A 25,082-nucleotide genomic window follows, 5' to 3' on the forward strand; every position below is an offset into this window, starting at 1 on the left:
GGTCGTTTCGAAGGATCACGCGATGACCGCCCACTACTGGGCTACGACACGCCCACCGGCCTTACCTGCCCGTACACCACACCCCTGGACGTAACTCCGCGCCGATGACTACAAGGCAAAGATGCTGGCTGCGTTTAGGTCTCACGATGCCGTGTTAAGAGAGTTCGAAAAGCTCGGCCGCTATCATCAGTCAACCGGGCACGGCTGCCTCTGCGGCAAACGAAACTGTGCAACGCTGTCCATCATCGATAGCAACCAGATATATGGCCACATTGACCGAATGAATCGCCGCGACGAGCTTGGCTAAGCCACAACAGAGAGAAACAAGGTGGACGACATCGCAGCATTCAAGCTCGACAGCCTGCCGGACATAACCTTCACGGTCACGCGGGCCATAAGTTCGGGTGGGGAAAATCCGGCGGGGTTTCTCAATTTCGCGGCGCGCCGAGAGCAACCGGAGATCCTGGGTGGTGGAGGCCGTCCTGGACCGGTGGGCCCGGAAGCGGTCGATACTCCACGTATTCGCGGCGGGAAGGTGCCGTTCGTCTTCCGGACGCTACCGGGTTACACCTTCTACGCCAGCCAAATCGAGCCGAGAGTGGGCGACCCGGAAGGGCCCACACTCCTGGCTGGATTCGGCAATATCCCTGAGACTTCGCAGCGGTCGCCGGGATGGATCCGCATCACCTGCACGGGGCCAGACGACGATGAGGAGCTGGAATTCTTTGGATTCGCCGGGCCAGAGTCCTAACCAGGCGATGAACGAAGGATCGGCGACGGCTACGAACCTGGATAGGCAAGAATGGCGCACCGAAGCGTCACTCGACGTCGGCCGGCCGGAGAACGCACCACGAAACGAAACACTTGTGAGGACCAAGATTCTCCGATCTTCGGGTAGCACCCGAGAGCATGTCGTTAGGCCTGTCGGCATGGGCGCCGGCAAGGTCCTCCAGCCGGGTGATGGGCGTCGCAGAGTACAGACGTGGCTGCTGTCCGCAGGCTGAAGCGGATGAAGTGACAGCCCAGCGGCGCGGCCAGAAGCTCTCAGAAAGTCCATCCCTGCGCCTCGATATAGCCCATCAGAGTTAGCCACGGCACGCCAAGAGCGTCGCAGACATCGGGGATGCGCGGCTTTTCGATATTGCCGCTCGCAGTCTCCTGGGTAACCACCGTGGCGTTGTTCACCATCGCGAGCGCGATGACGAACGGGTCGGCGGCGCTTCGCCTGCCACCCTGCCGGACCATGTTCGGGTGCAACCGCAAGATGTGCCGCGCCGCCTGCTGGATCTGTTCATCCAGAGGACAGAACAAGCCAGTTTGCCCGTCCGCCCACCGCTTCGCGTCATCATCACGCCTGGCGAGTTCGCGCTGAACCTCATCGACCGACCTGATCTGACCGGCGCTGATCGCATCCTCAACCCGGCCCCACAGACTGCGAAACACCGCTGGCCGAAACAGATCACGCCGTCCGTTCAGGATGGCGCTGGTATCGAAGGAATAGAGCACAGCGGTTAGACCACGCTCCGCAGTTCGGCTGACTCAGCCAACTTCGGAATCTGGCTGACCTTGGCGTCGAGGTAGATCGCAGCGGTGTTGCTGTCGATGACGCGGCGGCGGTGGGCGTCGGTCACCGCCCGCACGTAGCCCTTACCGAGGTCTCGGACGGTATTGCGGTACCAGTTGCCGCCCCCAGCCGATCGAGCCCGTTCGGCCTCGTCCTCGTGAGCCGCGATGAACTCGGCGCGGCGCTGTCGGTAGACCTCGACCGGCACGATTCCAAGCGTGCTTAGCCGCCGCAGGAACGCCTCGGCACTCACGCCAAAATGCGCCGCGACCGGCCGCAGCGATTCGTAATCCCACGAAGACGGAGTCTCGCTGCGAACGATGACCTCCGGCCGCGCTCGCACCACGTCGGCAGGCATCAGCACAGCGGCGGCGATCGCGTTGCATCGAGCCTCCAGCGATCGGTCCTGGGTGCTCGGATGAGCATCGGCGATCACGTCACACAAGCCCTCGGTGTGCAGCACCACGTGCACGAACTCATGCAGCAGCGAGAACAGGCGAGGGCGGGGGTGGTCGCTGCCATTGAGCACGATCACCGGCAATTCGTCGAAATACAGACACATACCGCGCATCTCGTCGATAGCGACCTTGCCGCCGCGGGTCGCGAGCACCAGAACGCCGGACGTTTCGATGGCCGACACCCAGGCGTTCAGATGCTCGTAAGGGTCAACCGAGGCCACGGGGATAGGCAACGGGCTGACCTCGATCAAGGCCTTGCGGATTCGTGCCGCGATATCCGCGTCGGCCTCGTCGCCGGATAGGGGCAAACGCCAGGCGCCCGGTATCTCCCGGTCCTCGGCGTCGGCCAGCTCTAGCGCGAAGTCGCGTTGCGTGTGTGCGCGACGGAACTCCTCGTGAAGCCCCGGCGTCCATTGACCCGACGCGGCACCGTCCAATCGTCGGAAGTCGCGTAAGGTGTCAAACCCCTCGGGCGGCTCGGACAGGAAGAACACCGCCAGCGAGCGCTTGTAGACCTCGGCGGCCTTGCGCAGCTGCGCGATGGTTGGCACAACCTCGCCCACCTCCCAAGCCGCGACGCGATCATCAGGCAGGCCGAGTTTGCGGGCCGCGGCTACCTCGGTCAGGCCACACGACTCGCGAGCCCAACGGAGCACCGAGCTCTCCACCGAAGCGGGAATCGACCGCATGGCAATGATGATGCACCACCCCACCCACATTGGATGGCCGATACCCACGCTTGGTTCCCGACCAGCCGATTAACCGCTCCCCCGCAACCTGGCGAGACGGTACTCGCCGCGTTCGGCGTCTGGGACGGTGTGCCGTGAGACCGGCTGCGGTGTAACGCCTTACGAACTAGTGAGCAGGGTGCAACGGGACGGCCGCCCACTCGTCCTGTCCAGCCCAACGGACGTATAGCTGATTTGGAAGGGGATGGCCCCAAGCCGCTATCAAGACCATGTTGAGCCCCTCTCCGGGGCGAATCACCGTCTTCTTCGGGACATTTCGAGTGATCGCATCGATTCGCGAGAGGTCAATCTCGACATCTTCTGCGATATCGTCGCCGATGTTGCGCAACACAAAGCGGATTTTGTCTGGGTTCTCGACACGCCACCGGACGTTAGGTGCCTTACCGGACCTGCCGACCGCCGGTCCCACCGCCCACGAGTACGCGAACTTGGCAGTCCCGGTATGCGGCCGACCGGGCTTTCGCTCCCAGGTCTCCGCAAACCTGCGCACCGCTGCCGCATCCCACACCGCGCCTCCACGCAAATCTGCCAACGGAGCGGGAAACCCTGCTGTCGACCTCAATTGGTGCACCCTCTGACGCGAAACCCCCAACTCATCCGCGATCTCAGCCGCAGACATCAACTCGGGCGTTGTGAACGCCTCAGCGCGCAGACGATGCTCTGGCTCGCTAATGATCTGCACAGCAATGGGACTCTTGGCTTGAACTACCGGCATAACCTCGCCAGCCATCTTGGCGAGCGCGTCGAACACACTCCAATCGCCGGGCGCATAGACCGTGACGTCAATGCCGTGTCCTGGGACCCGAGATACCAGTGCGTCGAAGCCCTCGAGCTGCGTCTCCCAGGCGTCCATGGTCTCCATCGAAGGGTCAGCATCAAACGTGAAGGTGACGACCCAGTCGGCTGTCACTGTGCGCCTTCCTTCCTGTGCTGTGCCCGCCGTTCCTTCTTGCTCGGCGGTGGCCACGTCAGGCCCGCTTTCTTCAACGCGCCCAATAGGTCTCGCATCCGGCGGTACTCGTTGCTAGGTGTTGCCGGAAACCGAGCAATATAGACGCCCTGGGGGTTGTAGAAGCGGGTGTAGCCGCTGGCGTCATCCTCAACCGTCCATTGTTGCGATTGCGCCCACTTCGCGATCTTGATGATTGCGCTGTTCACATCGTCTCCCCAACACTTGCGATGTGTCAAGAGTAATGGCAAGACGCGACATCGTAAAGGTTTTAGCCGGACTCATTCGAATATTTGAGCGATGTAGCCAGTGAGTGGGTGCTCCGATGATCACGGCTTCGCGCGAGCTCGCCCCGGCTGGCCTCATGATCGCCGACCGGCTGGGCTTCACCCGGTCTCAGTGGTTCTCCCAGTCGCGAAGGAACACCCGAGTGTCGTCATGGTCCGCGCGGTTGGGCACTGCGGCCATCGGATGTCATCGTCGTACAACGAACCATGCGGTCGTTGCAGGGCGTGTATCAGGCGCTGTTGGTTGTCTGGCGTTCCTCGCGGCGCGCTTACGCCTTGGCGTTACCGGCGCGCCACTGGTCCCACGGAATGTTCCAATCGCCGAGCCCGTCGATCCCCGGCAGGGTGCCACCCACGGTATTGACCACCTCGACGATGTCGCCGCGCTTGACATGGTCGTAGAACCACTGCGCGTTGCTCGGGCTGACGTTCAGGCAGCCATGGCTGGTGTTGGTGTGGCCCTGAGCCCCCACCGACCACGGCGCTGAGTGCACGAAGACACCGCTGTAGGAGATCTGGGTGGCCCAGTCGACATCGGTGCGATATCCGTTGGGCGAGTTGACGGGTACGCCGTAGGTGGACGAGTCCATGATGATGTGCTTGTACCGCGAGCCGACGATGTATATGCCGTTGGCCGTCGGGGTGCTGTCCTTGCCCATCGACGTCGGCATGGACTTTACGACCTCGCCATTCACCCGCACGGTCAGTATCTTGGTGTTGTCGTCGGCGGTCGCGATCACCTCGTCGCCGATGGTGAAGTGCGTCTGCACGTTGTCCTCGCCGAACATTCCCTCGCCCAAGTCGACGCCGTAGGTGTTGACCGCCACATCAACGGCCGTACCTGGCTTCCAGAAATGCTCTGGGCGCCAACGCACTTCACGGTTATTCAGCCAGTAGAACGCGCCCTCCACGGGCGGGTTGGTGGTGATCTTGATGGCCTTCTCGGCCGCGCCCCGGTCAGCGATGTTCTCGTCGAATCGGATCGCCACCGGCTCGCCGACACCCACGACCTCCCCATCACCGGGCATGACGTAGGGCATGGTCAGGTGCGCGGGGGAACTGGTCTGGAAGGTCAGCTGGCGGGTCGCCGCGCCACCCAGTCCAAGCGCCGTCGCGTTCAGCGTGTAGCGCCTGTTGTAGCCGAGCTGCTCAGTGGTCGACCAGCGCAGTCCGTCGGGGCTGAGTCGACCGGCCACCGGCCTGCCGTTGTCGTTGACCATGGTGACGGCCGCCAGCACACCGTCGGCGGCGGTCACCGACACCGGTGCATCCACGGTGACGCCGACGGCGCCGTCGGTGACCGACGCGGTGAGCTTGGGCACCAGCAGATCGGCGAACGGCGTGCCCTTGTCCGCGATGACCTTGATCGGTGCGGGTCCGCGGCCGCTGCCGCATGCGACGGCACCGATCATCACGGCGGTCATCATCAGCGCGGTTAACCAGGCTCTCCGAACCCTGGTCCTACCCGCCTGAGCTGCAATCCCCACCTTTGGCATGCCTTCCCTCACCTCCCCCACTGCGTCGTGACCGAGCTAGACTCGGCTGTAGTCTAGGTCCTGACTGGCCGCCACGCTGCGATGCTGATACCAAGTTCAGTGTGAGATTTCACGCGAGAGCGCAAGGCCTGTTAATGTGCCTTGGCTAGGTAATCGAGGCGCCGTTAGCTCAGTTGGTAGAGCAGCTGACTCTTAATCAGCGGGTCCGGGGTTCGAAACCCTGACGGCGCACAGGTCAACGCGTTATTTCGGATGCACCAGCCGCAGCTGTCCCGTTGGGCGACGATTTCCGTATTCGGAAGGTGCACGCCGGTTACCGGATTTGGGCAGCGGATCGGATCGGAGCCACGGGGATAGCTCGACGAGACAGCCGGGGAAGCCGCAGAAAATTGGGTTGTAGGCGCGTGCAATAGCTACGCTGCATGTGGACAGCGGGGAAGAGGTTAGTTGTGTCGCGTCTGATCGTGGCTCCGGACTGGCTGGCGTCAGCAGCGGCGGAGGTGCAAAGCATCGGCTCGGCGCTGAGCGCGGCGAACGCCGCGGCCGCGGCCCCCACCACCCTATTGGTGGCCGCCGCCGAAGACGAGGTATCCGCAGCGGCCGCAGCGCTATTCGCCAACTACGGCCGGGAGTATCAGACGCTGAGTGTGCGGTTCGCCTCGCTTGATCAGCAGTTCGCGCAAGCACTGAACTCGGCGGCAGCGTCGTATCAGACGGCCGAAGCCACGGGTGCGTCGCTCGTGCAGACCGCGACACAAGGTGTACTGGGTGTGATCAATGCGCCCACCGAGTTCATGTTCGGACGCTCGCTGATCGGCGACGGAGCTGACGGCACGGCTGCCAGCCCCATCGGCGAGCCCGGCGGAATCCTGTACGGCGACGGCGGAAACGGCTACTCCCAGACCACGCCCGGAGCTGTCGGCGGAGCCGGCGGGTCGGCCGGATTTATCGGTAACGGTGGCGCCGGGGGCGCCGGCGGGCCCGGCGCCGGCGGCGGGACTGGAGGCCTCGGCGGCTGGTTATGGGGCAACAACGGCGCCGCTGGCACCGGCGACCCAGTTAACGTTGCCGTCCCCCTGCGCGTGGAAAACAACTTTCCGCTGGTGAACCTCTTGGTCAACCGCGGGCCAACTGTCCCCATACTGCTGGACACGGGATCCTCGAGTCTCGTCATCCCATTCTGGAAAATCGGGTGGCAGAACCTGGGCTTGCCCACCGGGTTCGATGTCGTTCACTACGGCAATGGCGTGAGCATCGTCTACGCCGACGTGCCCACGACGGTCGATTTCGGTGGCGGCGCCGCTACCACACCGACCTCCGTCCATGTCGGTATCCTGCCGTACCCGCGAAACCTTGACAGCCTGGTCCTCATCGCTTCCGGCGGCGCTTTCGGACCCAACGGAAACGGCATACTGGGCATCGGGCCGAATGTGGGGTCGTATGCCGTCAGCGGGCCCGGCAACGTTGTCACGACCGATTTGCCGGGCCAACTCAACGAAGGCACCCTCATCGACATTCCCGGCGGCTACATGCAGTTCGGCCCCAACACGGGCACTCCAATCACCTCCGTGACCGGGGCACCGATCACCGTGCTGAACGTTCAGATCGGCGGCTACGACCCCAACGGGGGCTACTGGTCACTCCCCTCGATTTTCGATTCGGGCGGCAACCACGGAACGCTTCCGGCGGTGATTCTCGGCACGGGCCAGACAACCGGTTACGCCCCGCCGGGCACGGTTATCTCAATCTCAATACATGACAACCAGACGCTGCTGTATCAGTACACGACAACCGCGAGCAACAGCCCAGTGGTCACGGCAGACCCCCGACTCAACACCGGTCTAACCCCGTTCCTGCTGGGACCGGTATATATCTCGAACAACCCTAGCGGTGTCGGGACGGTGGTGTTCAATTACCCGCCACCGTAGCTTTCCGCCGGGTCCAGAACCGCCGCGCCATAAGGGCGTCACGTTCGTCCAGAACCTCGGCTAAGTGCGGAGTGCGCAATCATGGTGCACTGCAATGGGTTTCCCATCGGTAACTCCGGGTTGGTCAGCGATTCCTGATCTTGTGGATGACCACGACGACGACCACAGACCCGATCCCGACCAGTGACACGGTCACGATGGGCTTCCTGAGGAAGGCGATCACCCGAGTTTTTGCGTCGTCGGCGAGGCGGCGGGGGTTGGCGCGCTCGGCGAGGGAATCGATGGTCGCCGCCAGTTGGTCGCGGGTTTGGTCGATCTCCTGCTTGATGGTATTGGGATCGCGGTCCACCACGTGCTGTCCTCCAAGTTCTCCAGTCGCCCACTGCCGGCCTGCGTCGCCCGCCGAACTACCCTAGATCAGTGACCAAAACCACGCGTCTGACCCCCGGAGACAAAGCCCCTGCCTTCACCCTGCCCGATGCCGACGGCAACAACGTGTCGCTGGCCGACTACCGAGGACGCCGCGTCATCGTGTACTTCTACCCGGCGGCCTCGACACCGGGATGCACCAAGCAGGCTTGTGATTTTCGCGACAATCTGGGCGATTTCACCACTGCCGGCCTCAACGTCGTCGGTATCTCCCCCGACAAGCCGGAGAAGCTCGCTACGTTCCGCGATGCCCAGGGCCTGACGTTTCCGCTGCTGTCTGATCCCGACCGCGAGGTGTTGACGGCCTGGGGTGCCTACGGGGAGAAGCAGATGTATGGCAAGACGGTGCAGGGGGTGATCCGGTCCACCTTCGTCGTCGATGAAGACGGAAAGATCGTCGTCGCGCAGTACAACGTCAAGGCCACCGGCCACGTCGCTAAGCTTCGGCGCGACCTGTCGGTATAGCCGCGAGCTTGGCCAGCAGCAGCGCTTCGGCGGTCGCCGCGCGTTCCAGCACACCCAGATGCAGGCTTTCATTGACACTGTGCGCCTGCGTTCCGGGGTCTTCTACCCCGGTGACAAGGATGGTCGCCTGCGGGAACGCGGCGGCGAACTCGGCGATGAACGGGATCGACCCGCCCATTCCCATATCGATCGGATCGGCACCCCACGCCTGCCGAAACGCCGACCGCGCCGCATCATAGACAGGGCCGCTCGCCTCGATGGCGTAGGGCTGTCCGACCTCGCCGCGCGTGACAGTGACCTGGGCGCCCCAGGGGGCGTGCCGCCGCAGATGGGCCTCCACCGCGTCCAGGTGCGCCGTGGCATCGCCTCCAGGCGCCACCCGAATACTGATCTTGGCCCGGGCCCGCGGGATCAGCGTATTGGACGCTGCCGCAACGGATGTGGTGTCGATGCCGATTACGGTGATCGCCGGCTTCGCCCAGAGCCGCTGCGGCACCGAGCCCGTGCCGATTTCCGATACTCCGTCCAGTAGACCCGACTCAGCGCGTACCCGTCCAGCCGGGTAATCCACACGCGCCGCGGTGCTTTCGTGCATGCCCGCCACGGCCACGTTGCCGTCGTCGTCGTGCAGGCTGGCCAACAGCCGCACTAGCACGGTCAGCGCGTCGGGAACGACGCCGCCCCACAACCCGGAGTGCAGCCCGTGGTCGAGGGTGGCGACCTCGACGACGCAGTCGGCCATTCCGCGTAGCGACACCGTCAAAGCCGGGATGTCGGTGCTCCAATTGTCCGAGTCGGCGATGACGATCACGTCGGCTGCCAGCGCGTCACGGTGGGCGGCGAGCAACCGGCCCAGTGACGGCGACCCGGATTCTTCTTCACCCTCGACAAAGACCGTGACGCCCACCGGCGGTCTGCCGCCGTGTGCCCAGAATGCGGCCACATGCGTGGCGATACCTGCCTTGTCATCGGCGGTGCCCCGCCCGTAGAGCCGCCCACCACGCTCGGTCGGCTCGAACGGCGGCGACACCCATTGCCCGCGGTCACCCTCGGGCTGGACGTCGTGGTGGGCATAGAGCAGCACCGTCGGCGCCCCCGGCGGCGCCGGGTACCGCGCGATCACCGCCGGCGCACCGCGCTCGCTGACAATCCGCACGTCGTCAAAACCGGCCTGCGACAACAGGTCTGCCACCGCACGCGCGCTGCGGTGAACCTCGTCGCGCCGATCTGGGTCGGCCCACACCGATTCGATGCGGACCAGCTCCTCGAGATCACACCGCACCGACGGCAACACCTCACGGACGCGCTCAACCAGCTCGCGAGCAGACGCAGAGTCGCATGAAAATCCGGATTTCGATGCGATTCTGCGTCTGCTCGCGCTCACGGGGCCTCCAGGATGGCGACCGCGGCCGCGGTATCCCCTTCGTGGGTCAGCGACACATGGATCGTCACGTCGGCCAAATACTCAGCGATGGCCCCGGTCAGCCTGACCCGCGGCCTGCCCCACATATCGGTGACCACCTCGATATCGCGGTGGATGTCCTCCGGCAACACCGGCCGCTGCGCGAACCGCGATCCGGACCAGGCCTTGATCACCGCCTCCTTCGCGGCCCAGCGGGCCGCCAGGTGCCGGGCCGCCGACGAACTCTTGTCCGAGGCGTCCCGGCGCTCACCCGGGGTGAAGGTCTCGGCGAACACCGTTCCGGGCTGGTCGACCTGCTCGGCGAAATCGGGAATGGAGACCAGGTCGATCCCCACACCGACGATGCCCATGGGCGGCCACGTTAATCGATGGCCCAGTCCGGCGACGATGCGGTCCGCGTTGGGGGCACCTCCCGCTTGCGGGGGACGGACCGAAGAGATGCCGGGCAGTCAGGCCAAGGAGCACGCGGCGAGCGTGTATCCATGGCGGCGACACGCCGAACACCGTCGCCCTGAGCGCACGTTCGGCGCCCAACGGCAGGGTCAGCCGATATACGCCTCGCCGTCACCCAGCCGGGCCGCCGGATTCAGCAGCATCGACGCCTCCTGCGGCCGCTCGGGCGCGTGGTGGTCGAAGCGACGGTCACCGGGCCGCTGGTACATCGGCGCACCACCGGCAATCGCCGAGGCCAGCCGGCGCTGACCGGCCAGCAGGCGGGCGTCGGCACGCCGCTGGTAGTCCGCGCGCTGTGCGGGATCCAGCGAGGCGATGAACGCCTGCGGATGCACCAACGCGACCAGGCCCGACACATGGCCGAACCCGAGGCTGGTCAGCATGCCGGCCTTGAGTGGGAACTTGCCGCCGAGCCGCAACGTGTCACGCACCCACACGAAATGCGCGGAGCCGGCCAGCTCGTCGTCGACGCAGTCGAGGCTGCGGTTGGGTGGGATCACCCCATCCCGCAATATCTGGCAGAGCCCCATCATCTGGAAGACCGCCGCGCCGCCCTTGGCGTGGCCGGTCAGGCTCTTCTGCGACACCACGAACAGCGGGGCGCCCTCGGAACGGCCCAGGGCGTCGGCGAGCCGTTCATGCAACTCGGTCTCGTTGGGATCGTTGGCCAGCGTCGAGGTGTCGTGCTTGGAGATGACCGCCACGTCGTCGGCGGCCACGCCCAGCTTGGCCAGCGCCCGCGCCAGCGGTGAATCCTTGCCGCCGCGGCCCGCCCCCAGCGCGCCCAGGCCCGGGGCCGGGATCGAGGTGTGCACGCCGTCGCCGAACGACTGCGCGAACGCCACCACCGCCAGCACCGGCAGCCCCATCCGCAGCGCCAGGTCCCCGCGGGCCAACAGGATCGTCCCGCCGCCTTGGGCTTCGACGAAGCCCAGACGGCGGCGGTCGTTGGGCCGGGAAAACTTCGAGTCGTGGATGCCGCGGCCGCACATCATGGACGTGTCGGCGGTGGCGGCCATGTCACCGAATCCGATGATGCCCTCCAGCGTCAGGTCATCCAGGCCGCCGGCCACCACCAGTTGAGCCTTGCCCAACCGGATCTTGTCGACACCTTCCTCGACCGACACCGCGGCGGTGGCGCACGCGGCTACCGGGTGGATCATCGCACCGTAGCTACCGACGTAGGACTGAACCACGTGCGCGGCAATGATATTCGGCAAGACTTCCTGGAAGATGTCGTTCGGCTTGTTGCGGCCCAACAGATTGCCGTGGTACATCGTCTGCATCGACGTGCCGCCGCCCATGCCGGTGCCCTGGGTGTTGGCCACCAAACTCGGGTGCACGTAACGCATCACCTCGGCCGGGCTGAAACCGGACGACAGGAACGCGTCGACGGTCGCCACCATGTTCCATACCGCCAACCGGTCGATGGAACCGGCCATGTCTGCGCTGATGCCCCACACCGTCGGGTCGAACCCGGTCGGGATCTGGCCGCCGACGACGCGGGACAGCTTGGTCTTTCGCGGCACCCGGATCTCGGTGCCGGCCTTGCGGATGACCTGCCAGTCGGTGGAGTCGGGCACCGGCCGGATGACCGTGTGCTCGGGATCGAACTCGACGAAGGCGCGCGCATCGGCCTCCGAGGACACCACGAACGCGAAGTCCTTCTCCAGGAACACCGACACCAGCAGCGGCGAGGCGTGGTCGGGGTCGATCGCGCCGTCATCAACGAATTCGCGAATGCCGACGCGCTGCACCACGGCGTCGTGGTAGCGCTGCACCAACTCGGATTCGTCGACCATTTCGCCGGATTCGGTGTCGTACCAACCGGGTTGCGGGTCGTCCTCCCAGCGGATCAACCCAGTGGTCCAGGCCAGCTCCAGCACGCCGGCCGCCGACAGCTCGTTTTCGACCTCCATCTCGAACCGGGTGCGTGACGAGCCGTACGGGCCGATTTCGGCGCCGCCGACGATCACCACCAGGTCGGCCGGGTCGACATCGAGGTCGTCCCATTGCGGCGGCGGTGCGGGGGTGAAACCCCGGGGCGGCGACGGCAGCGCGGCGATGGCGCCAGGGGCCTCGGCGTCCTCGTCGACGGCCGCCGCTGCCGACATCTGCTCGCGCGCCTTGGCCGCCAGCTCGGCCATGTCGAGGTTGGCCTCGGCCAGGCCCCCGGTCAGGTCGGCCTTGATCGGCGAACGCGCCGCAGCCACCTTGGATTCCGCATCACACAGGTCGAGCAGCAGCGCCGCCATCTCGTCGGTCGAGTAGGTGGTGACCCCGGCCTCTTCGACGGCGGCCACGATGGCATCGTTGTGGCCCATCAGCCCGGTGCCGCGGGTCCAGCCGATGAGCGCGTGCGCCAGGCTGACCCGTGCCGCCCAGGACGACTCGGCGTGCCAGCGGCTCACCACGGCATCCAGCGCGGACTTGGCTTCGCCGTAGGCGCCGTCGCCGCCGAACATGCCACGGTTGGGCGAGCCGGGCAGCACCACGTGCAGCCGCGACGCGATGTCGCGTTCGGCGCCGATCGTCGACAGGCCGCCGATCAGCCGTTGCACGGCCCACAGCAGCACTTTCATCTCCATCTCGGCGCGCGAACCGGCCTCCGACAGGTCCCCGACCACGCGTGGCGCCGCGAACGGGAACAGCAGCGTCGGGGTCTGCGCGTCTTTGATGTGAATCGACTGCGGCCCAAGGCTTTCGGTCTGTTCGGTGCCGATCCATTCGACCAGGGCGTCGACGTCGGAGTAGGACGCCATGTTCGCCGCGACCAGCCACAGCGCCGCGCCGTAACGGGCGTGGTCGCGATACAGCGTGCGGTAGAACGCCAGCCGCTCCTCGTCGAGCTTGGAGGTGGTCGCGATGACGGTGGCTCCGCCGTCGAGCAGCCGAGCCACCACCGACGCGGCGATCGAACCCTTCGAAGCGCCGGTCACCACGGCAACTTCGCCGCCGTAGCGGCCGGGTTCGGGGTTCTCGGCGCCGGCGGCGATGCGGCCGTACAGCGATGCATGGATCTGCCGGCCCGCGGCCAGCGACTTACCTTGCCACCAGGTAGCCTGGGTCGCCACGACGTGGCCGGCACCCTCGAAGCGCTCCGCCAGGCGCGGCCAGTCGGCGTCGATGTCGCCCTCGTCGGTCAGCCACAGCTTCACCAGGTCCTCGCGGGCGCTGGCCCAGCGGTCGTCGAATACGACGGCCTTCTTGGGGTCGAACACCGGTGCCACCAACCGCGGCCAGTCCGCTCCCAGTTCGGCGGTGACCAAGTCGATCAGCTCGGAATCGGGGGCGGCCGGCAAGGCGTTGACGGGGTCGTCCAGTCCCAGCTGCCCCAGCACCAGGCGGGCCGCGGAGGCCAGCACGCCCTCACGGCCGGTGATTTGGTCGGTGAACTCGCTGAGCGCGGCCGCGTCGATGGTGGCGCCGCCACCACTACCGGCCGACGGCAGCGCTACCGAAACGCCCTGGCGCGCGGCCACCGATGCGACCGCCGCGTCGATGACCTTGTCGACGGAGGCGGCATCGGCCAGCGCGCCCTCGTGCAGGTGGCCCATGGCGCCGCCGCGAACGCTGCTGCCCTCGCGGGTGCCCAGCGCGACCTCGACGGTGACATGCTTGGCCCAGCCCTCACCGAGCTCCCAGGTCTTCTTCACCCGCTCGGCGATGGCGCCGGGCCGCTTGCCCGACGGTCCGAGGACGGTGCGAAGCTGGTCGTTGATGGCGTCGGAAAGCACTGGGCCGTAAGGCTTGTAGGTGCGCGCCAGTTTGGTCACCTGTGAGCGCAGACCGGCCAGGTCCGATTCGGCGGCGCCGTCAATGGCACCGAGGTTCAGCTCGGAGCCCAGGTCCACCAGCAGCTGGTTGCGCCGCGACGACGCACCGTCGGTGATGGACTCGATGGAGTCGAGTTCTTCGATCTGGTCGATGCGCATCTTGGCCGAGAGCGCGATCAGCGCCAGCGTGGCATCGGCGGCGTCGAAAACCAGATCGTCGGGACGCGGGCCCGCCGACGAAGCGGCCGGCGCGACGGGGGCGGCTTCCGAGACGACGTCCGGCGCGGGCGATTCCGCGACCGGCTCGTCTTCCTCCGGCTCCGGCTCCGGGTCGGTGTCGGTGGCGAACAGCACCGCGGCATCACGCTCGGCGTTGAGCACTTCCACTGTGCTGTGGGCGTATTCGGGCAGTTTGAGGGTGTTGGTGGCAAGACCCGCCACCGTCGGTGAGCTCTTCACACCGATCTCGACGAATCGCTCCACACCCAGCCCGCCGGCGGCCTCCTCGATGAACAGCAGATCCTGCGTCTCGATCCAGCGCACCGGGCTGGCGAATTGCCATGCCAGCAGCTCGATGAACACCGTGCGCGCCATCTCGCGCGGACGCTCGCGAAGCCAGGTGTCGTAGTCGGCGAGGATCTCGTCGAGCGGCTCGGCGGGCACCAAATCCCGGATTTCCTGGATGAAGTCGCGGTCCAGGGTGAACAACCGCGGCACCAGGTTGGGAATGTAGCGCCCGATGATCAGGTCGGGGTCCGCGTCGCGCGGCATGACCCGGTCCAGCGAGCGCCGGAATTCGGCCACCCCGACCCGCAGCACTCGCGAGTGGAACGGAACATCGATGCCGGGCACCAAAATGAACGACCGTCGGCCGCCGGTGAGCTCGCGGCGCCGCTCCACCTCGGCCTCGAGCGCCTCGAGGCCGCGTACCGTGCCCGCGATCGCGTATTGCGAGCCACGCAGGTTGAAATTCACGATCTCCAGGAATTCACCGGTGCTCTCCGCGATCCCGGCGACGAACGCGGGCACGTCGGCGTCGTCGAGGTCGATCTGGGACGGCCGGATGGCCGCCAGCCGATAGTTGGAGCGGCCGAGCTCGTCGCGCGGAACGATGTCGTGCATCTTCGACCCGCGGTGAAACACCATCTCCAGCAAGGCTTCCAGTTGGTAGATGCCGGTCACGCAGGCCAGCGCGGTGTACTCGCCGACCGAGTGGCCGCACGCGATGGCGCCTTCGACGAAGGCTCCCTGTTCACGCATCTCGGCGACCTGCGCGGCCGCCACCGTCGCCATCGCGACCTGGGTGAACTGCGTCAGGTAGAGCACCCCGTCGGGGTGGTGGTAGTGCACACCGCTGGCGATGATGCTGGTCGGGTTGTCGCGGACCACGTGCAGTACCGAGAAGCCCAGGGTGTCGCGGGTGAACTTGTCCGCGGTGTCCCACACCTTGCGGGCCGCCTTGGAGCGGGCGCGCACCTCCATGCCCATGCCCTTGTGTTGGATGCCCTGGCCGGGGAATGCGTAGACCGTCTTGGGTGCGGCCAGTCGCGCGGAGGCCGACATCACTAGATCCGACCCGACGCGCGCGGCCACGTCCACAATCTCTGCGCCCTGGTCGATTCCGACGCGCTCGACGCGGAAGTCCACCTCGTCGCCGGGGCGCACCATGCCCAAAAACCGCGCGGTCCAGCCGACCAGCCGGGCCGGTGGCCGGGCCTGCCCGTCGGTGGCGGTCACCGCGTGTTGCGCCGCGGCCGACAGCCACATGCCGTGCACGATCGGCGACTCCAGGCCGGCAAGCAGCGCGGCGGCCCGGTCGGTGTGAATGGGGTTGTGGTCGCCGGACACCACCGCGAACGGGCGCATGTCGACCGGCGCGGTGATCGTGACGTCGCGGCGGCGACGGCGCGGGGTGTCGGTGGCGTTCGCCGACACCGCGCCACCGGCTCGCGCCGGGTCGGCGAGCTCGGCGGAACCGGTGCGACCCAGGATCGCGAATCGCTCCTCGAGAGTGGCGATCACGGCGCCATCGGCGCCGGTAACGACGACCGAGACCGGCACGACGCGGCCCATGTCCGTATCGGTTGCGTTGGCAGCCGTTGCGGTGACGGTCAATTGGGCCGGGACCGTGGGCAGCTGACCGACCACGCGGGCGGCGTGGTCCAGATGCACCAGGCTCAGCAGGCCTTCCACCACCGGCTCACCGGTGTCGGTGACCGCCGATCCGATGGCCGCGAAAACCGCTGGCCAACAAGGGCCGACGAGCGCGTCGGGCACGTTGGTGAGGCTGGGTGCCAGCGGCTCACCGAACGTGGCGGTGACGCCGGTGTGGTCGGCAACACGCTCGGGGTGCCAGTCCACCGTCAAAGTGGCCGTCCCGTTGGCCACCGCAGGCAAGAACTCCGGGCTGTCGACACCGGCGGCGATCGCCAGCACCGTGCGCATGGCGCTGGTGGCGTCCTCGGTGGCGATCACCGGGGTGCCGCCATCGACGGTGTTGGCCGGCAACGTGAATCGGATGTCGACCCAGGTGCCCGAGACGGGCACGCTCAAGGCGACGTCGTCGCCGTGCGTCTGCAGCCGGGCGCCGGTGGATGAGTGTGTGGCGCGCGGGTTTTCGGGTCCATCGTGCACCTGCCATTCGGCCGGGTCGGCGATCCGATGCACCGGGTTGGTCACGGTGCGACCGGCCCAGCGCACATCGGGTGCGTCGAGGACGACAGCCAACGGTCCGGCCACGTCGGCGCGGCCCAGCCGGCGCGACGCGACATCCTTCGGCTCGACACCGGCGCCGAGCACTTCATCGATTGCGGCTTGCTCGAAACGGTCCAGCAACTCACCGACGGGTTCATCCATCCGGGTGATGCCGGCTACCGACGCGGTGCCCGGAATGATGCACACCGCATCGGCGTCGTAGCGGGCGTCGTGGGCCTGCCACAGCGAGTCGCTGCGCCACCAGCGCCGCACGTCCTGGTCGATCACCGGCACGAAGTTGACCGGCTTGCCCAGCGTCTTGCACAACGTCACGAAAAAGGGCACATCCGCGGGATGCAACTGCACGGTCTCGGCGTCGGGGTAGCGCGCCAGCAGGGCGGCGATCGCCTGCTGCGGATTGTCCAGCAGGCCAGCATCGGTGAATAGCGTCTGGATCGGGCCGAAATCCTGTGGGTGCAACCGGGCTTCGGCACGCTGCAGCATCTGCTCGAAGCGGTCCCGCCAGGTGTCGGCCAGCCACGGGCTGCCCACCGAGGCGGTGTCGGCGGTCGAGTTGCCTTCCCCGATGGCCAGTTCGACGTAGCGCCGCAGCCACTGCAGGTAGGTCATGTCGGCGACGTCGCCGAAGTAGGGCTTGGCGGTCTTGGCCATCGCCGCGATGATCTCGTCGCGACGCTCCGCGACCGCCTCCGCGTCACCGGCCACCTCGTCGAGCAGCCGCCCGCACCGGGATGCGCTGTTGTCGATCTCGTGGATATCGGCACCGAGCTGACTGCGGCTGGAGGCCATGCCGCCCTGCGCTTTTCCGGCGCTGATCCATTGGTCGGTGCCCTGAGTGTCGACGAGCATCCGCTTGACCGATGGCGACGTGGTGGATTCCTTGGTGGCCATCGCCGCGGTGCCGACCAGGATGCCGTCGATCGGCATCAATGGGAAGCCGTAGGCCTGCGCCCAGCGCCCGGACAAATATTCCGCAGCCCTTCTCGGGGTGCCAATGCCGCCGCCGACGCACACCGTGATGTTGGCGCGTGAGCGCAACTCCGAGTAGGTAGCCAGCAGCAGGTCGTCGAGATCCTCCCAGGAATGGTGCCCGCCGGCGCGCCCGCCCTCGACGTGCATGATCACCGGCTTGGTGGGCACCTCGGTGGCGATGCGAATCACCGAGCGGATCTGCTCGATGGTCCCGGGTTTGAACACGACGTGGCTGATGCCGATGTCGCCCAGTTCGTCGATCAGCTCGACGGCCTCGTCGAGGTCTGGGATGCCGGCGCTGATCACCACGCCGTCGATCGCGGCGCCGGACTGGCGGGCCTTCTGCACCAACCGCTTGCCGCCCACCTGAAGCTTCCACAGGTAGGGATCGAGGAACAGCGCGTTGAACTGATAGGTGCGGCCCGGCTCGAGCAGGCCGGCCATTTGTTCGATGCGGTTACCGAAGATCTCTTCGGTGACCTGCCCGCCGCCGGCCAGCTCGGCCCAGTGCCCGGCGTTGGCCGCCGCGGCGACGATCTTGGCGTCCACGGTGGTCGGGGTCATGCCCGCGAGCAGGATCGGCGAGCGGCCGGTCAGCCGGGTGAACTTCGTCGAGAGCTTGACCCTGCCGTCGGGGAGGCGAACCACGGTCGGTGCGTAGCTCGACCAGGCCCGGGCAACCTCGGGGGTGGCGCCGACGGTGAACAGGTTGCGCTGGCCACCGCGGGTAGCCGCCGGCACGATGCCGATGCCCAGGCCGCGGATCACCGGTGCGGTCAGTCGGGTCAGGATGTCGCCCGGCCCCAGGTCGAGGATCCAGCGGGCGCCGGCCGCGTGGACACGGGTGATCTCGTCGACCCAGTCGACCTTTCTGATCAAGATGGCATCGGCCAGCTCCCGAGCCAAGGCGACATCGAGGCCCGCCTTCTCGGCCCAGCCCGCGACGATGTCGATCCCGTCGGATAGCCGCGGGGTGTGAAAGCCCACCTCCACCTGCACCGGCTCGAAGACCGGCGAGAAGACGTCGCCGCCGCGGACCTTGTTCTTGCGGTCGGCTTCTTCCTTCTCGGAGATCTGGCGGCAATAAAGCTCGAAACGCGACAGCTGCTCGGGGGTGCCGGTGATGACGACGGCACGCCGGCCGTTGCGGATGGACAACACCGGTGGCAGCACCGTGCGCACGTCCTGGGCGAACTCGTCGAGCAACCGGCCGATGCGCTCGGGGTCGGCGTTGGTGACCGATACCATCGGCGGGCGATCGCCCAGGACGGAAATTCCGCGCCGGCGGGCCACCAGCGTTCCGGCGGCACCGATCAACTGGGCCAAGGCAAACAGCTCGACGTCGCGTGCCCCACCAGCCTTGAGGGCTTCCACCGCCAGCACACCTTGCGAATGCCCCGCCATGGCGACCGGCGGGGTGGCCACGAGGTCCATGCCTTGACGGGCCAGCGCCCGGGTCGCCGCGATCTGGGTAAGCAACACGCCGGGCACCGACACGGCGGCCGACGTCAGGTGCTTGTCGGACGGAACCGGGTCCTCGGCCGCCAGTGCGCGTACCCATTGCAGCGGCTCGAAACCGATCGGGCGCACCACAATCAGCTCGTCGGTGACCGGATCGAGCAACAGCTCTGCCTCACCGACCAACGTCGCCAACTCGGTTTCTATCCCGGTGGCCGACACCAGCTCTTCGAGGGTTTCCAGCCAGGCGCTGCCCTGGCCACCGAATGCGACAGCGTAGGGCTCACCAGCCATGAGGCGATCGACCAGAGCGTGGGTGGTATGCGGGCTGTCCCCGCCGCGATCAGCGGACACCCGGTCGTGCTCGTGGATCGTCACGGTCTATGTCTCCCTATGTGCATCGGTACGTGTCAGTTCGTACAGCGGCCCAGGCTGCCGTGCGGGGCATCCCCGACTCCGCACCGACTCCCAGCCGAAATCCTCTGACCGGTGTGTTGTCGGTGGGCCGGCCCGTGGGTCGAGCAGCGCGACGGGCTGCATCGGCCTTATAAGAGTCTCATAAGGATCGGTCCACCTTGTTTACACAGATCGGTTACTGGCGAGTTCTACGTACGGGTAACCGTGTCGTGGGTAACGCCGGGTTCGACGGCCGGCGCGTATGTGTTGACCAAACGTCCTGCGTGCAGGTGGTTACGGTGGAGTAGCTATAACTGCGCTGATCAAGGCAGTTTTGTTATCAAATCGTTATGCTGGGAATTCGCTCTACGCCGGGCGCGTGCCGACGCGCCGACCCAAAGGCCGCGCCATTGGCGGCGTTGGCCCGGGGTTGGCAATGCCGTGCAGCGGGCGAACGAGTGTTTGCTGTAGTGCAGCGGGGGCCAGGCTCGGGGCGGCAGGCTAAGCCCACTGCCCGAATTGGGGCTTCAGGATTTGGTTGACGTCCACCCCGACCCCACCAACCTTGCGCTTATCGATCTCCACCTGGTGCAGATGCGCGGCCGGGTGGGTGTATCCCTTGGGCGAGCCCCAGTTGTGCTGCCAGAAGTACGAGCCCAAGCCATCGTTGACGGCCCAGTCGATGGTTTTGGAGTTGGCGTACACGCCGGTCCGCTGGTGTCCGATCACCGACTCCCAGGACCGCAGATATGGCACGATCTGGTTCTTGTACTGCTCATATGATGGGTTGTCGTCGATCGAGGCGTAGATCGGGGCGCTCGTCGGGCCGCCGGCAGCGGCATGCAGCTCCGACCCCCGTCTGGCGTGCTGCACGCCGGCGCTGGCACCGCCCAGCCAGTCGGCAGTGCTCCCCTTGCCGTATTGATAACAGGACACGATCTTGAGCCCATTGCCGCTCAGGTCACGGGCCTCGCTGAGCTGGATCGGCTTGCCAAGCATCCAGGCGCCGCCAGGCCGCCGATCGGACACGTACCGGATTGCCCCCACCGCGCCGGCAGCCCTGATCTGGCTGGCGGGGATGACACCGGCGGCGTAGTCCAACAGGGTGCCCAGCGAACCGGCCGATGCCGGCGCGGCGCGCAACGACGACGCAACGACGCCAAGACCCAGCACGCCCGGAGTCGCCGCCGCGAATTTGAGCACATCACGCCGAGAGACCGACATATGCCACAGGGTACGACAAAAACAACAACTGTCACACTGGTTTCAGTGGTCACGGATGCATCACACTGGCAGAACACATGCATGCGGCCATACCGACACCGGTGCGGTCTCGGGCAGGCCGCCTCTCCCTGCGACCACTACTACGGTGTGATCGCCTACGCTCCCAACGGCGCAATGGGCAAAATCGTCGCGCCACCGCACTCGAGGCCAGGCGGATATCGACGCATAAGAACTTTGCGGCGTCTTAGCTGCAAAGTGCTCAGCAACTTCACCAACTACCACGGGGGAGTCCGACGATCGCGCCCGCTGGCAGAACCTGGACGTGCAACCAGTTGAGTAGTTCCCACACTGCGCGCCGAGCGTGGGCTGGCTGCGCCGAATGTGCACTGGTGGCGGCGACACGCCCGGGCGACGCCGCCGTGGTTGCACGTTCGGCGTAGGCAGCCCCGTGCGCTTGCCGGGCAGGTGTCCTCAAAGGTCCAACTAGACACACATATCAGACACTAGTATGTACATATGACCGTAAAGAGGACCACGATTGAGCTGGACGAAGATCTTGTGCGGGCAGCCCAGGCCGTCACCGGGGAAACATTGCGAGCGACGGTCGAGCGCGCGCTGCAGCAGCTGGTGGCCGCGGCTGCCGAGCAGGCCGCCGCGCGCCGGCGGCGGATCGTCGACCATCTCGCGCACGCCGGCACTCACGTGGACGCAGACGTGCTGCTCTCCGAGCAGGCGTGGCGATGACCACCTGGATTCTGGACAAGAGTGCCCACGTGCGACTCGTGGCCGGCGCCACGCCGCCAGCCGGCATCGACCTCACCGACCTCGCCATCTGCGATATCGGCGAACTTGAATGGCTGTATTCAGCACGGTCAGCTACCGACTACGACAGCCAACAAACGTCACTGCGCGCCTATCAAATCCTTCGCGCACCCAGCGACATCTTTGACCGGGTTCGCCACCTTCAGCGCGACCTAGCCCACCACCGTGGGATGTGGCATCGAACGCCGCTTCCGGACCTATTCATCGCCGAAACCGCGCTTCATCACCGGGCCGGCGTGTTGCACCACGACCGTGACTACAAACGAATTGCCGTCGTACGGCCTGGGTTTCAAGCATGCGAACTCTCTCGCGGGCGCTAGCTTCGCCCGAATCCGTGAGCGGAGGCGATAATCCTTACAGGCCATCAAAAAAGTCCTCGTCGAGCCGTAAGAGTTCGACGGTCTGCACCGCCTGGACACCGACTCGATACCGCACGAGCAGCTCGGCCAGCCGAGCGCCGTCGATGAGTTCGATCCGGGCGTTGATCCGCTCAGCTTCCTCGCGGGCACCGCGGGAAAACGATGACGTGGTGATGTAGACGCCCCGGTCGCCCTGCTTGCCCAGGAGGGCGCCGGCGAACTCGTGGATCTTCGGCCGGCCAATCGTTTGGTCGACGGCGTATCGCTTGGCCTGCACGTAGATGCGGTCCAGCCCGAGCGGGTCCTGGCTGATGATTCCGTCGATGCCAGCGTCACCGGAGGCACTCGTCCGTTCCACCGCGCCGGCTCGCCCGTAACCCATCGCCTCCAAAAGTCTGATAACCAGATCTTCAAACCCGGTGGGCGACAACGTGAGTGCCTTCTTCAGGATCTCCCCCTCGACGGCTGCCCGGTTCTCCGCAAGCGCAGCGTCGATGAGATCCTCGGGTGAGACCTGCACATCGTCCCCGGACGGTCGCTTGGCGGTCGCGTCGACTGGCTGCTTGGCTTTGGTTCGCTCACGAAAAGCGATGTACGACGGGAACTCCCGCAGCACAGCCATGTCGACGCGCTCGGGATGCGCCTTCAGGACTTGACGGCCCGTGTCCGTGACCTGGACGTGGCCCCGCGTGGGACGGTCGAGCAATCCGGCCTGCGACATGTGAGTGAGAGACCAGTGCACCCTGTCGTACATGGTCCTTTGCCGACCGCTGGGCAACATCTGCGCCCGCTCGTCGTCGGACAGACCGAACTCGTCGGACATCGCCGCGATGACGTCCTTGGCCGACTTCGCTTGTCCATCGGCAAGATACGCGAGAATCGGCCGCATCAACGTCTGGGCATCAGGGATCGTCATGGGGAGCCATTATCCAGCTGGCTTGTCAGCCCTCCGAACCGGCCAAGTTGGGTAAGTCCATCCGGGGCTCCGTGTTCTGACAGGCCCGCTGCAGGCGTCGCATCTTCCTCATCTGCCCCACGTGTACCCGGTCCCGCCGACCTAAAAGGTCGGCATATCCCTGCCATGCCGGGACGCGTGAGGCGGGTGAGACACAAGGGAACGTGCACCTCGCGCACCGGGTCGCCAGCAGCCGCGACACGCCGTCGTCCAGTGCCACACCGAATGCGGTGTCGGGCTCGGCGTCAAACGCTGCCGATCGGCCTTGCCTCGTCAGGCCGCCGACAGCACCGCCCTGGGCTCACGGTCCGCGGCTCCGCCGGGATCCGACCGGCGGCGGCTCAACCCCCTCGATCGTCTTGAGCCGGTCGACAGACCGATCGAAAGACGGCCACCGGATCGTCCCGGCAGGGGCGAGGAAGTCCGGCGTCCGAGCAAGCACCGGGCGATTGCCCTCAACGCGGAAGACAACCCGATCACCCGATTGCAGGCCGAGCGCGTCGCGCACCGCTTTCGGAACCGTCACCTGCCCCTTCGACGTGACGATGGGTTCGTCGGAGTGCCTGCTTCACCGTTGCCGTACGCCGCCCGTACCCTCACACTCTGTGGAGCTGCTCGTCGCCGCCAACCCCGCTGAAGACTCGCGCCTGCCCTACCTGATCCGGCTGCCGGTGGGCGCGGGACTGGTCTTCGCCACCTCAGACGTGTGGCCGCGCACCAAGGCGCTGTATTGCCATCGCCTCGACATCGCCGACTGGCCCGCCGACCCCGTCGTCGTCGACCGGGTCGAGCTACGCAGCTGCAGCCGCCGGGGCGCGGCCATCGACGTCGTCGCCGCCCGCGCGCGGGAGAACCGATCGCAACTGGTGCACACCATGGCGCGCGGCCGCCAGGTGGTGTTCTGGCAGAGCCCCAAAACGCGCAAACAGTCGCGGCCGGGCGTGCGCACCCCCACCGCCCGCGCCGCCGGCATCCCCGAGCTGCACATCGTCGTCGACGCCCACGAACGCTACCCCTACACCTTTGCCGACAAACCCGCGAAGACGACGCGGGAAGCCCTGCCCTGCGGCGACTACGGCCTGAAAGTGGCCGGCCAACTCGTGGCGGCCGTCGAGCGTAAAGCGTTGGCGGACCTTACTTCTGGCGTGCTGAACGGCAACCTGAAATACCAACTGACCGAACTGGCCGCGCTGCCACGGGCCGCCGTGGTGGTCGAGGACCGCTACTCGGAGATCTTCGCGCACTCCTTCGCCCGCCCGACGGCGATCGCCGATGGGCTGGCCGAATTGCAGATCGGCTTTCCCAACGTGCCGATCGTGTTCTGCCAAACCCGCAAGCTCGCCCAGGAATACACCTACCGCTATCTAGCCGCCGCCCTCACCTGGTTCGTCGACGATGCCGACGCCACCACGGTTTTCGAGCCGGCTGCCGCCGAGCCCGAGCCCAGCAGCGCCGAGCTGCGCGCGTGGGCCAAAAGCGTCGGCCTGCCGGTGTCCGACCGGGGGCGCCTGCGCCCGCAGATCCTGCAGGCCTGGCGAGCCGCCCATCCCCGGTGACTACAACACCTCGACGAGGCCTGCGGATGCTGAATCGGCCAGTGCGGCATCGAATGTGACCAACCGGCCCCCGTAGCGCGCGGCCAAGGCGATGAGATGGCAGTCGGTGACCCGACGGTGGTTGGACACCGCATCGCGATCGCCGGCGCTCCCAACGATCAGTGGCACATCGTCAGGCCAAAACGTGTGCCCGGCAAGAGAAGTCATCGCCGCCAACTGAGCGATCGCGATAGCCGGCGTGGTCGACACCTGCATCACACTGCGATTGCTTGAAATTCGGACATACCCTGCCTCGGTGATCGGCGTGGTGGCCCACCCATTCGAGGAGAACTGCGTGAACCATCGCTGCGCGGCCGCATGGTGAACGTGATTCGGCCAGCCCAGCGCGATCAGCACATTGACATCGAGCAGTGCCGTCACACGTCGTCCTCGAGCGCGCGGACGACATCCTCGGAAGTCACCGTCGGCGCATCCGGCGGAACATCAAAAACCGGAAATCCGTCAACCTCGACAATCCCAACCGGACGGAGCGACCTACGCGCCAACTCAGAAATTACCGCGCCGACTGACTTGCCCTCCGACCGCGCGATGCTACGAGCATCTTCTAGAACATCATCATCAATCTGCAACGTGGTGCGCATAGCATCA

At 66.3% G+C, this 25,082-nt stretch carries 20 protein-coding genes, 1 tRNA gene and 1 other annotated feature (1 of these 22 cut by a window edge); of the genes, 8 read left to right on the forward strand and 13 right to left on the reverse strand.

Annotation, left to right across the window (positions count from 1 at the left end; genetic code table 11):
* Positions 1-106: a mobile genetic element (IS1081-3, len: 1450 nt. Insertion sequence IS1081.), on the reverse strand; it reaches 1,344 nt to the left of the window's first position.
* A 15-nt stretch (positions 107-121) separates the two neighbouring features.
* Both Rv2512a and Rv2513 read left to right on the forward strand, forming a co-directional pair.
* Entirely contained in the window at positions 122-307 is a 186-nt protein-coding gene (locus Rv2512a; RefSeq protein ID YP_009030041.1) for a hypothetical protein, read from the forward strand.
* 21 nt (positions 308-328) lie between these two features.
* The gene (locus tag Rv2513) at positions 329-751 is read left to right on the forward strand and encodes a hypothetical protein (protein ID NP_217029.1); all 423 of its coding nucleotides are present in this window, start codon (positions 329-331) and stop codon (positions 749-751) included.
* Positions 752-1,044: 293 nt separating this feature from the next.
* On the opposite strand, the gene Rv2514c is transcribed toward Rv2513, so the two are convergent.
* From Rv2514c to ldtB, 5 genes are all read right to left on the reverse strand, one after another.
* Positions 1,045-1,506, reverse strand: coding sequence for a hypothetical protein (locus tag Rv2514c; protein ID NP_217030.1), 462 nt, complete (start codon positions 1,504-1,506; stop codon positions 1,045-1,047).
* Positions 1,507-1,511: 5 nt separating this feature from the next.
* Positions 1,512-2,759, reverse strand: a complete 1,248-nt coding sequence (locus tag Rv2515c) for a hypothetical protein (protein NP_217031.1) — start codon at positions 2,757-2,759, stop codon at positions 1,512-1,514.
* 118 nt (positions 2,760-2,877) lie between these two features.
* Positions 2,878-3,681 carry a hypothetical protein gene (locus Rv2516c; RefSeq protein NP_217032.2) on the reverse strand — a complete coding sequence of 268 codons (804 nt, stop codon included), beginning with the start codon at positions 3,679-3,681 and terminating at the stop codon, positions 2,878-2,880.
* Positions 3,678-3,929 (reverse strand): hypothetical protein, encoded by a 252-nt coding sequence (locus tag Rv2517c; protein ID NP_217033.1) that lies wholly within the window; start codon positions 3,927-3,929, stop codon positions 3,678-3,680. Before Rv2517c ends, Rv2516c begins: the two co-directional genes overlap by 4 nt.
* A 347-nt stretch (positions 3,930-4,276) precedes the next feature.
* The gene (gene ldtB, locus Rv2518c) at positions 4,277-5,503 is read right to left on the reverse strand and encodes a L,D-transpeptidase LdtB (RefSeq protein ID NP_217034.1); all 1,227 of its coding nucleotides are present in this window, start codon (positions 5,501-5,503) and stop codon (positions 4,277-4,279) included.
* A gap of 158 nt (positions 5,504-5,661) precedes the next feature.
* Between ldtB and lysU the strand changes: the two genes are divergently transcribed.
* Positions 5,662-5,734, forward strand: a tRNA-Lys gene (gene lysU / locus Rvnt30).
* Positions 5,735-5,952: 218 nt separating this feature from the next.
* Complete coding sequence (gene PE26 / locus Rv2519; protein ID YP_177888.1) at positions 5,953-7,431, forward strand: PE family protein PE26; 1,479 nt, start codon at positions 5,953-5,955, stop codon at positions 7,429-7,431.
* 124 nt (positions 7,432-7,555) lie between these two features.
* Here PE26 and Rv2520c read toward each other — a convergent pair whose 3' ends face one another.
* Positions 7,556-7,783, reverse strand: a complete 228-nt coding sequence (locus Rv2520c) for a membrane protein (protein ID NP_217036.1) — start codon at positions 7,781-7,783, stop codon at positions 7,556-7,558.
* A gap of 68 nt (positions 7,784-7,851) precedes the next feature.
* Between Rv2520c and bcp the strand changes: the two genes are divergently transcribed.
* Complete coding sequence (bcp, locus tag Rv2521; protein NP_217037.1) at positions 7,852-8,325, forward strand: peroxiredoxin; 474 nt, start codon at positions 7,852-7,854, stop codon at positions 8,323-8,325.
* Here the strand turns inward: bcp and Rv2522c are convergent.
* The 4 genes from Rv2522c to Rv2525c all read right to left on the reverse strand — a co-directional run bounded on the left by Rv2522c (position 8,297) and on the right by Rv2525c (position 20,742).
* On the reverse strand, positions 8,297-9,709 hold the full coding sequence (locus tag Rv2522c; RefSeq protein NP_217038.1) for a hypothetical protein: 1,413 nt from the start codon (positions 9,707-9,709) through the stop codon (positions 8,297-8,299). The genes bcp and Rv2522c overlap by 29 nt on opposite strands.
* Positions 9,706-10,098 (reverse strand): holo-ACP synthase, encoded by a 393-nt coding sequence (gene acpS, locus Rv2523c; protein NP_217039.1) that lies wholly within the window; start codon positions 10,096-10,098, stop codon positions 9,706-9,708. The genes Rv2522c and acpS overlap by 4 nt, the downstream gene beginning before the upstream one ends.
* A gap of 192 nt (positions 10,099-10,290) precedes the next feature.
* Positions 10,291-19,500, reverse strand: coding sequence for a fatty acid synthase (fas, locus tag Rv2524c; protein NP_217040.1), 9,210 nt, complete (start codon positions 19,498-19,500; stop codon positions 10,291-10,293).
* A 519-nt stretch (positions 19,501-20,019) separates the two neighbouring features.
* Positions 20,020-20,742 (reverse strand): hypothetical protein, encoded by a 723-nt coding sequence (locus tag Rv2525c; protein ID NP_217041.1) that lies wholly within the window; start codon positions 20,740-20,742, stop codon positions 20,020-20,022.
* Positions 20,743-21,258: 516 nt separating this feature from the next.
* Here Rv2525c and vapB17 point away from each other — a divergent pair.
* Positions 21,259-21,486 carry an antitoxin VapB17 gene (gene vapB17, locus Rv2526; protein ID NP_217042.1) on the forward strand — a complete coding sequence of 76 codons (228 nt, stop codon included), beginning with the start codon at positions 21,259-21,261 and terminating at the stop codon, positions 21,484-21,486.
* On the forward strand, positions 21,483-21,884 hold the full coding sequence (vapC17, locus tag Rv2527; RefSeq protein ID NP_217043.1) for a ribonuclease VapC17: 402 nt from the start codon (positions 21,483-21,485) through the stop codon (positions 21,882-21,884). The genes vapB17 and vapC17 overlap by 4 nt, the downstream gene beginning before the upstream one ends.
* Positions 21,885-21,918: 34 nt before the next feature.
* Here vapC17 and mrr read toward each other — a convergent pair whose 3' ends face one another.
* Positions 21,919-22,839, reverse strand: a complete 921-nt coding sequence (mrr, locus tag Rv2528c) for a restriction system protein (protein NP_217044.1) — start codon at positions 22,837-22,839, stop codon at positions 21,919-21,921.
* A gap of 203 nt (positions 22,840-23,042) precedes the next feature.
* Here mrr and Rv2529 point away from each other — a divergent pair, with 203 nt between their 5' ends.
* Entirely contained in the window at positions 23,043-24,434 is a 1,392-nt protein-coding gene (locus Rv2529) for a hypothetical protein (protein ID NP_217045.1), read from the forward strand.
* Here Rv2529 and vapC39 read toward each other — a convergent pair whose 3' ends face one another.
* Positions 24,435-24,854, reverse strand: a complete 420-nt coding sequence (gene vapC39 / locus Rv2530c; RefSeq protein ID NP_217046.1) for a ribonuclease VapC39 — start codon at positions 24,852-24,854, stop codon at positions 24,435-24,437.
* Entirely contained in the window at positions 24,851-25,075 is a 225-nt protein-coding gene (gene vapB39, locus Rv2530A; protein YP_177672.1) for an antitoxin VapB39, read from the reverse strand. The genes vapC39 and vapB39 overlap by 4 nt, the downstream gene beginning before the upstream one ends.
* Between the last annotated feature and the right edge of the window lie 7 nt (positions 25,076-25,082).

It is taken from the genome of Mycobacterium tuberculosis H37Rv (assembly GCF_000195955.2).
Lineage (GTDB): Bacteria > Actinomycetota > Actinomycetes > Mycobacteriales > Mycobacteriaceae > Mycobacterium > Mycobacterium tuberculosis.

Coding starts and splice junctions, on each gene's coding strand:
- Rv2512a (YP_009030041.1), top strand. CDS start 122: ATGCTGGCTGCGTTTAGGTCTCACGATGCCGTGTTAAGAGAGTTCGAA.
- vapB39 (YP_177672.1), bottom strand. CDS start 25,075: ATGCGCACCACGTTGCAGATTGATGATGATGTTCTAGAAGATGCTCGT.
- mrr (NP_217044.1), bottom strand. CDS start 22,839: ATGACGATCCCTGATGCCCAGACGTTGATGCGGCCGATTCTCGCGTAT.
- acpS (NP_217039.1), bottom strand. CDS start 10,098: ATGGGCATCGTCGGTGTGGGGATCGACCTGGTCTCCATTCCCGATTTC.
- ldtB (NP_217034.1), bottom strand. CDS start 5,503: ATGCCAAAGGTGGGGATTGCAGCTCAGGCGGGTAGGACCAGGGTTCGG.
- vapB17 (NP_217042.1), top strand. CDS start 21,259: ATGACCGTAAAGAGGACCACGATTGAGCTGGACGAAGATCTTGTGCGG.
- Rv2525c (NP_217041.1), bottom strand. CDS start 20,742: ATGTCGGTCTCTCGGCGTGATGTGCTCAAATTCGCGGCGGCGACTCCG.
- vapC17 (NP_217043.1), top strand. CDS start 21,483: ATGACCACCTGGATTCTGGACAAGAGTGCCCACGTGCGACTCGTGGCC.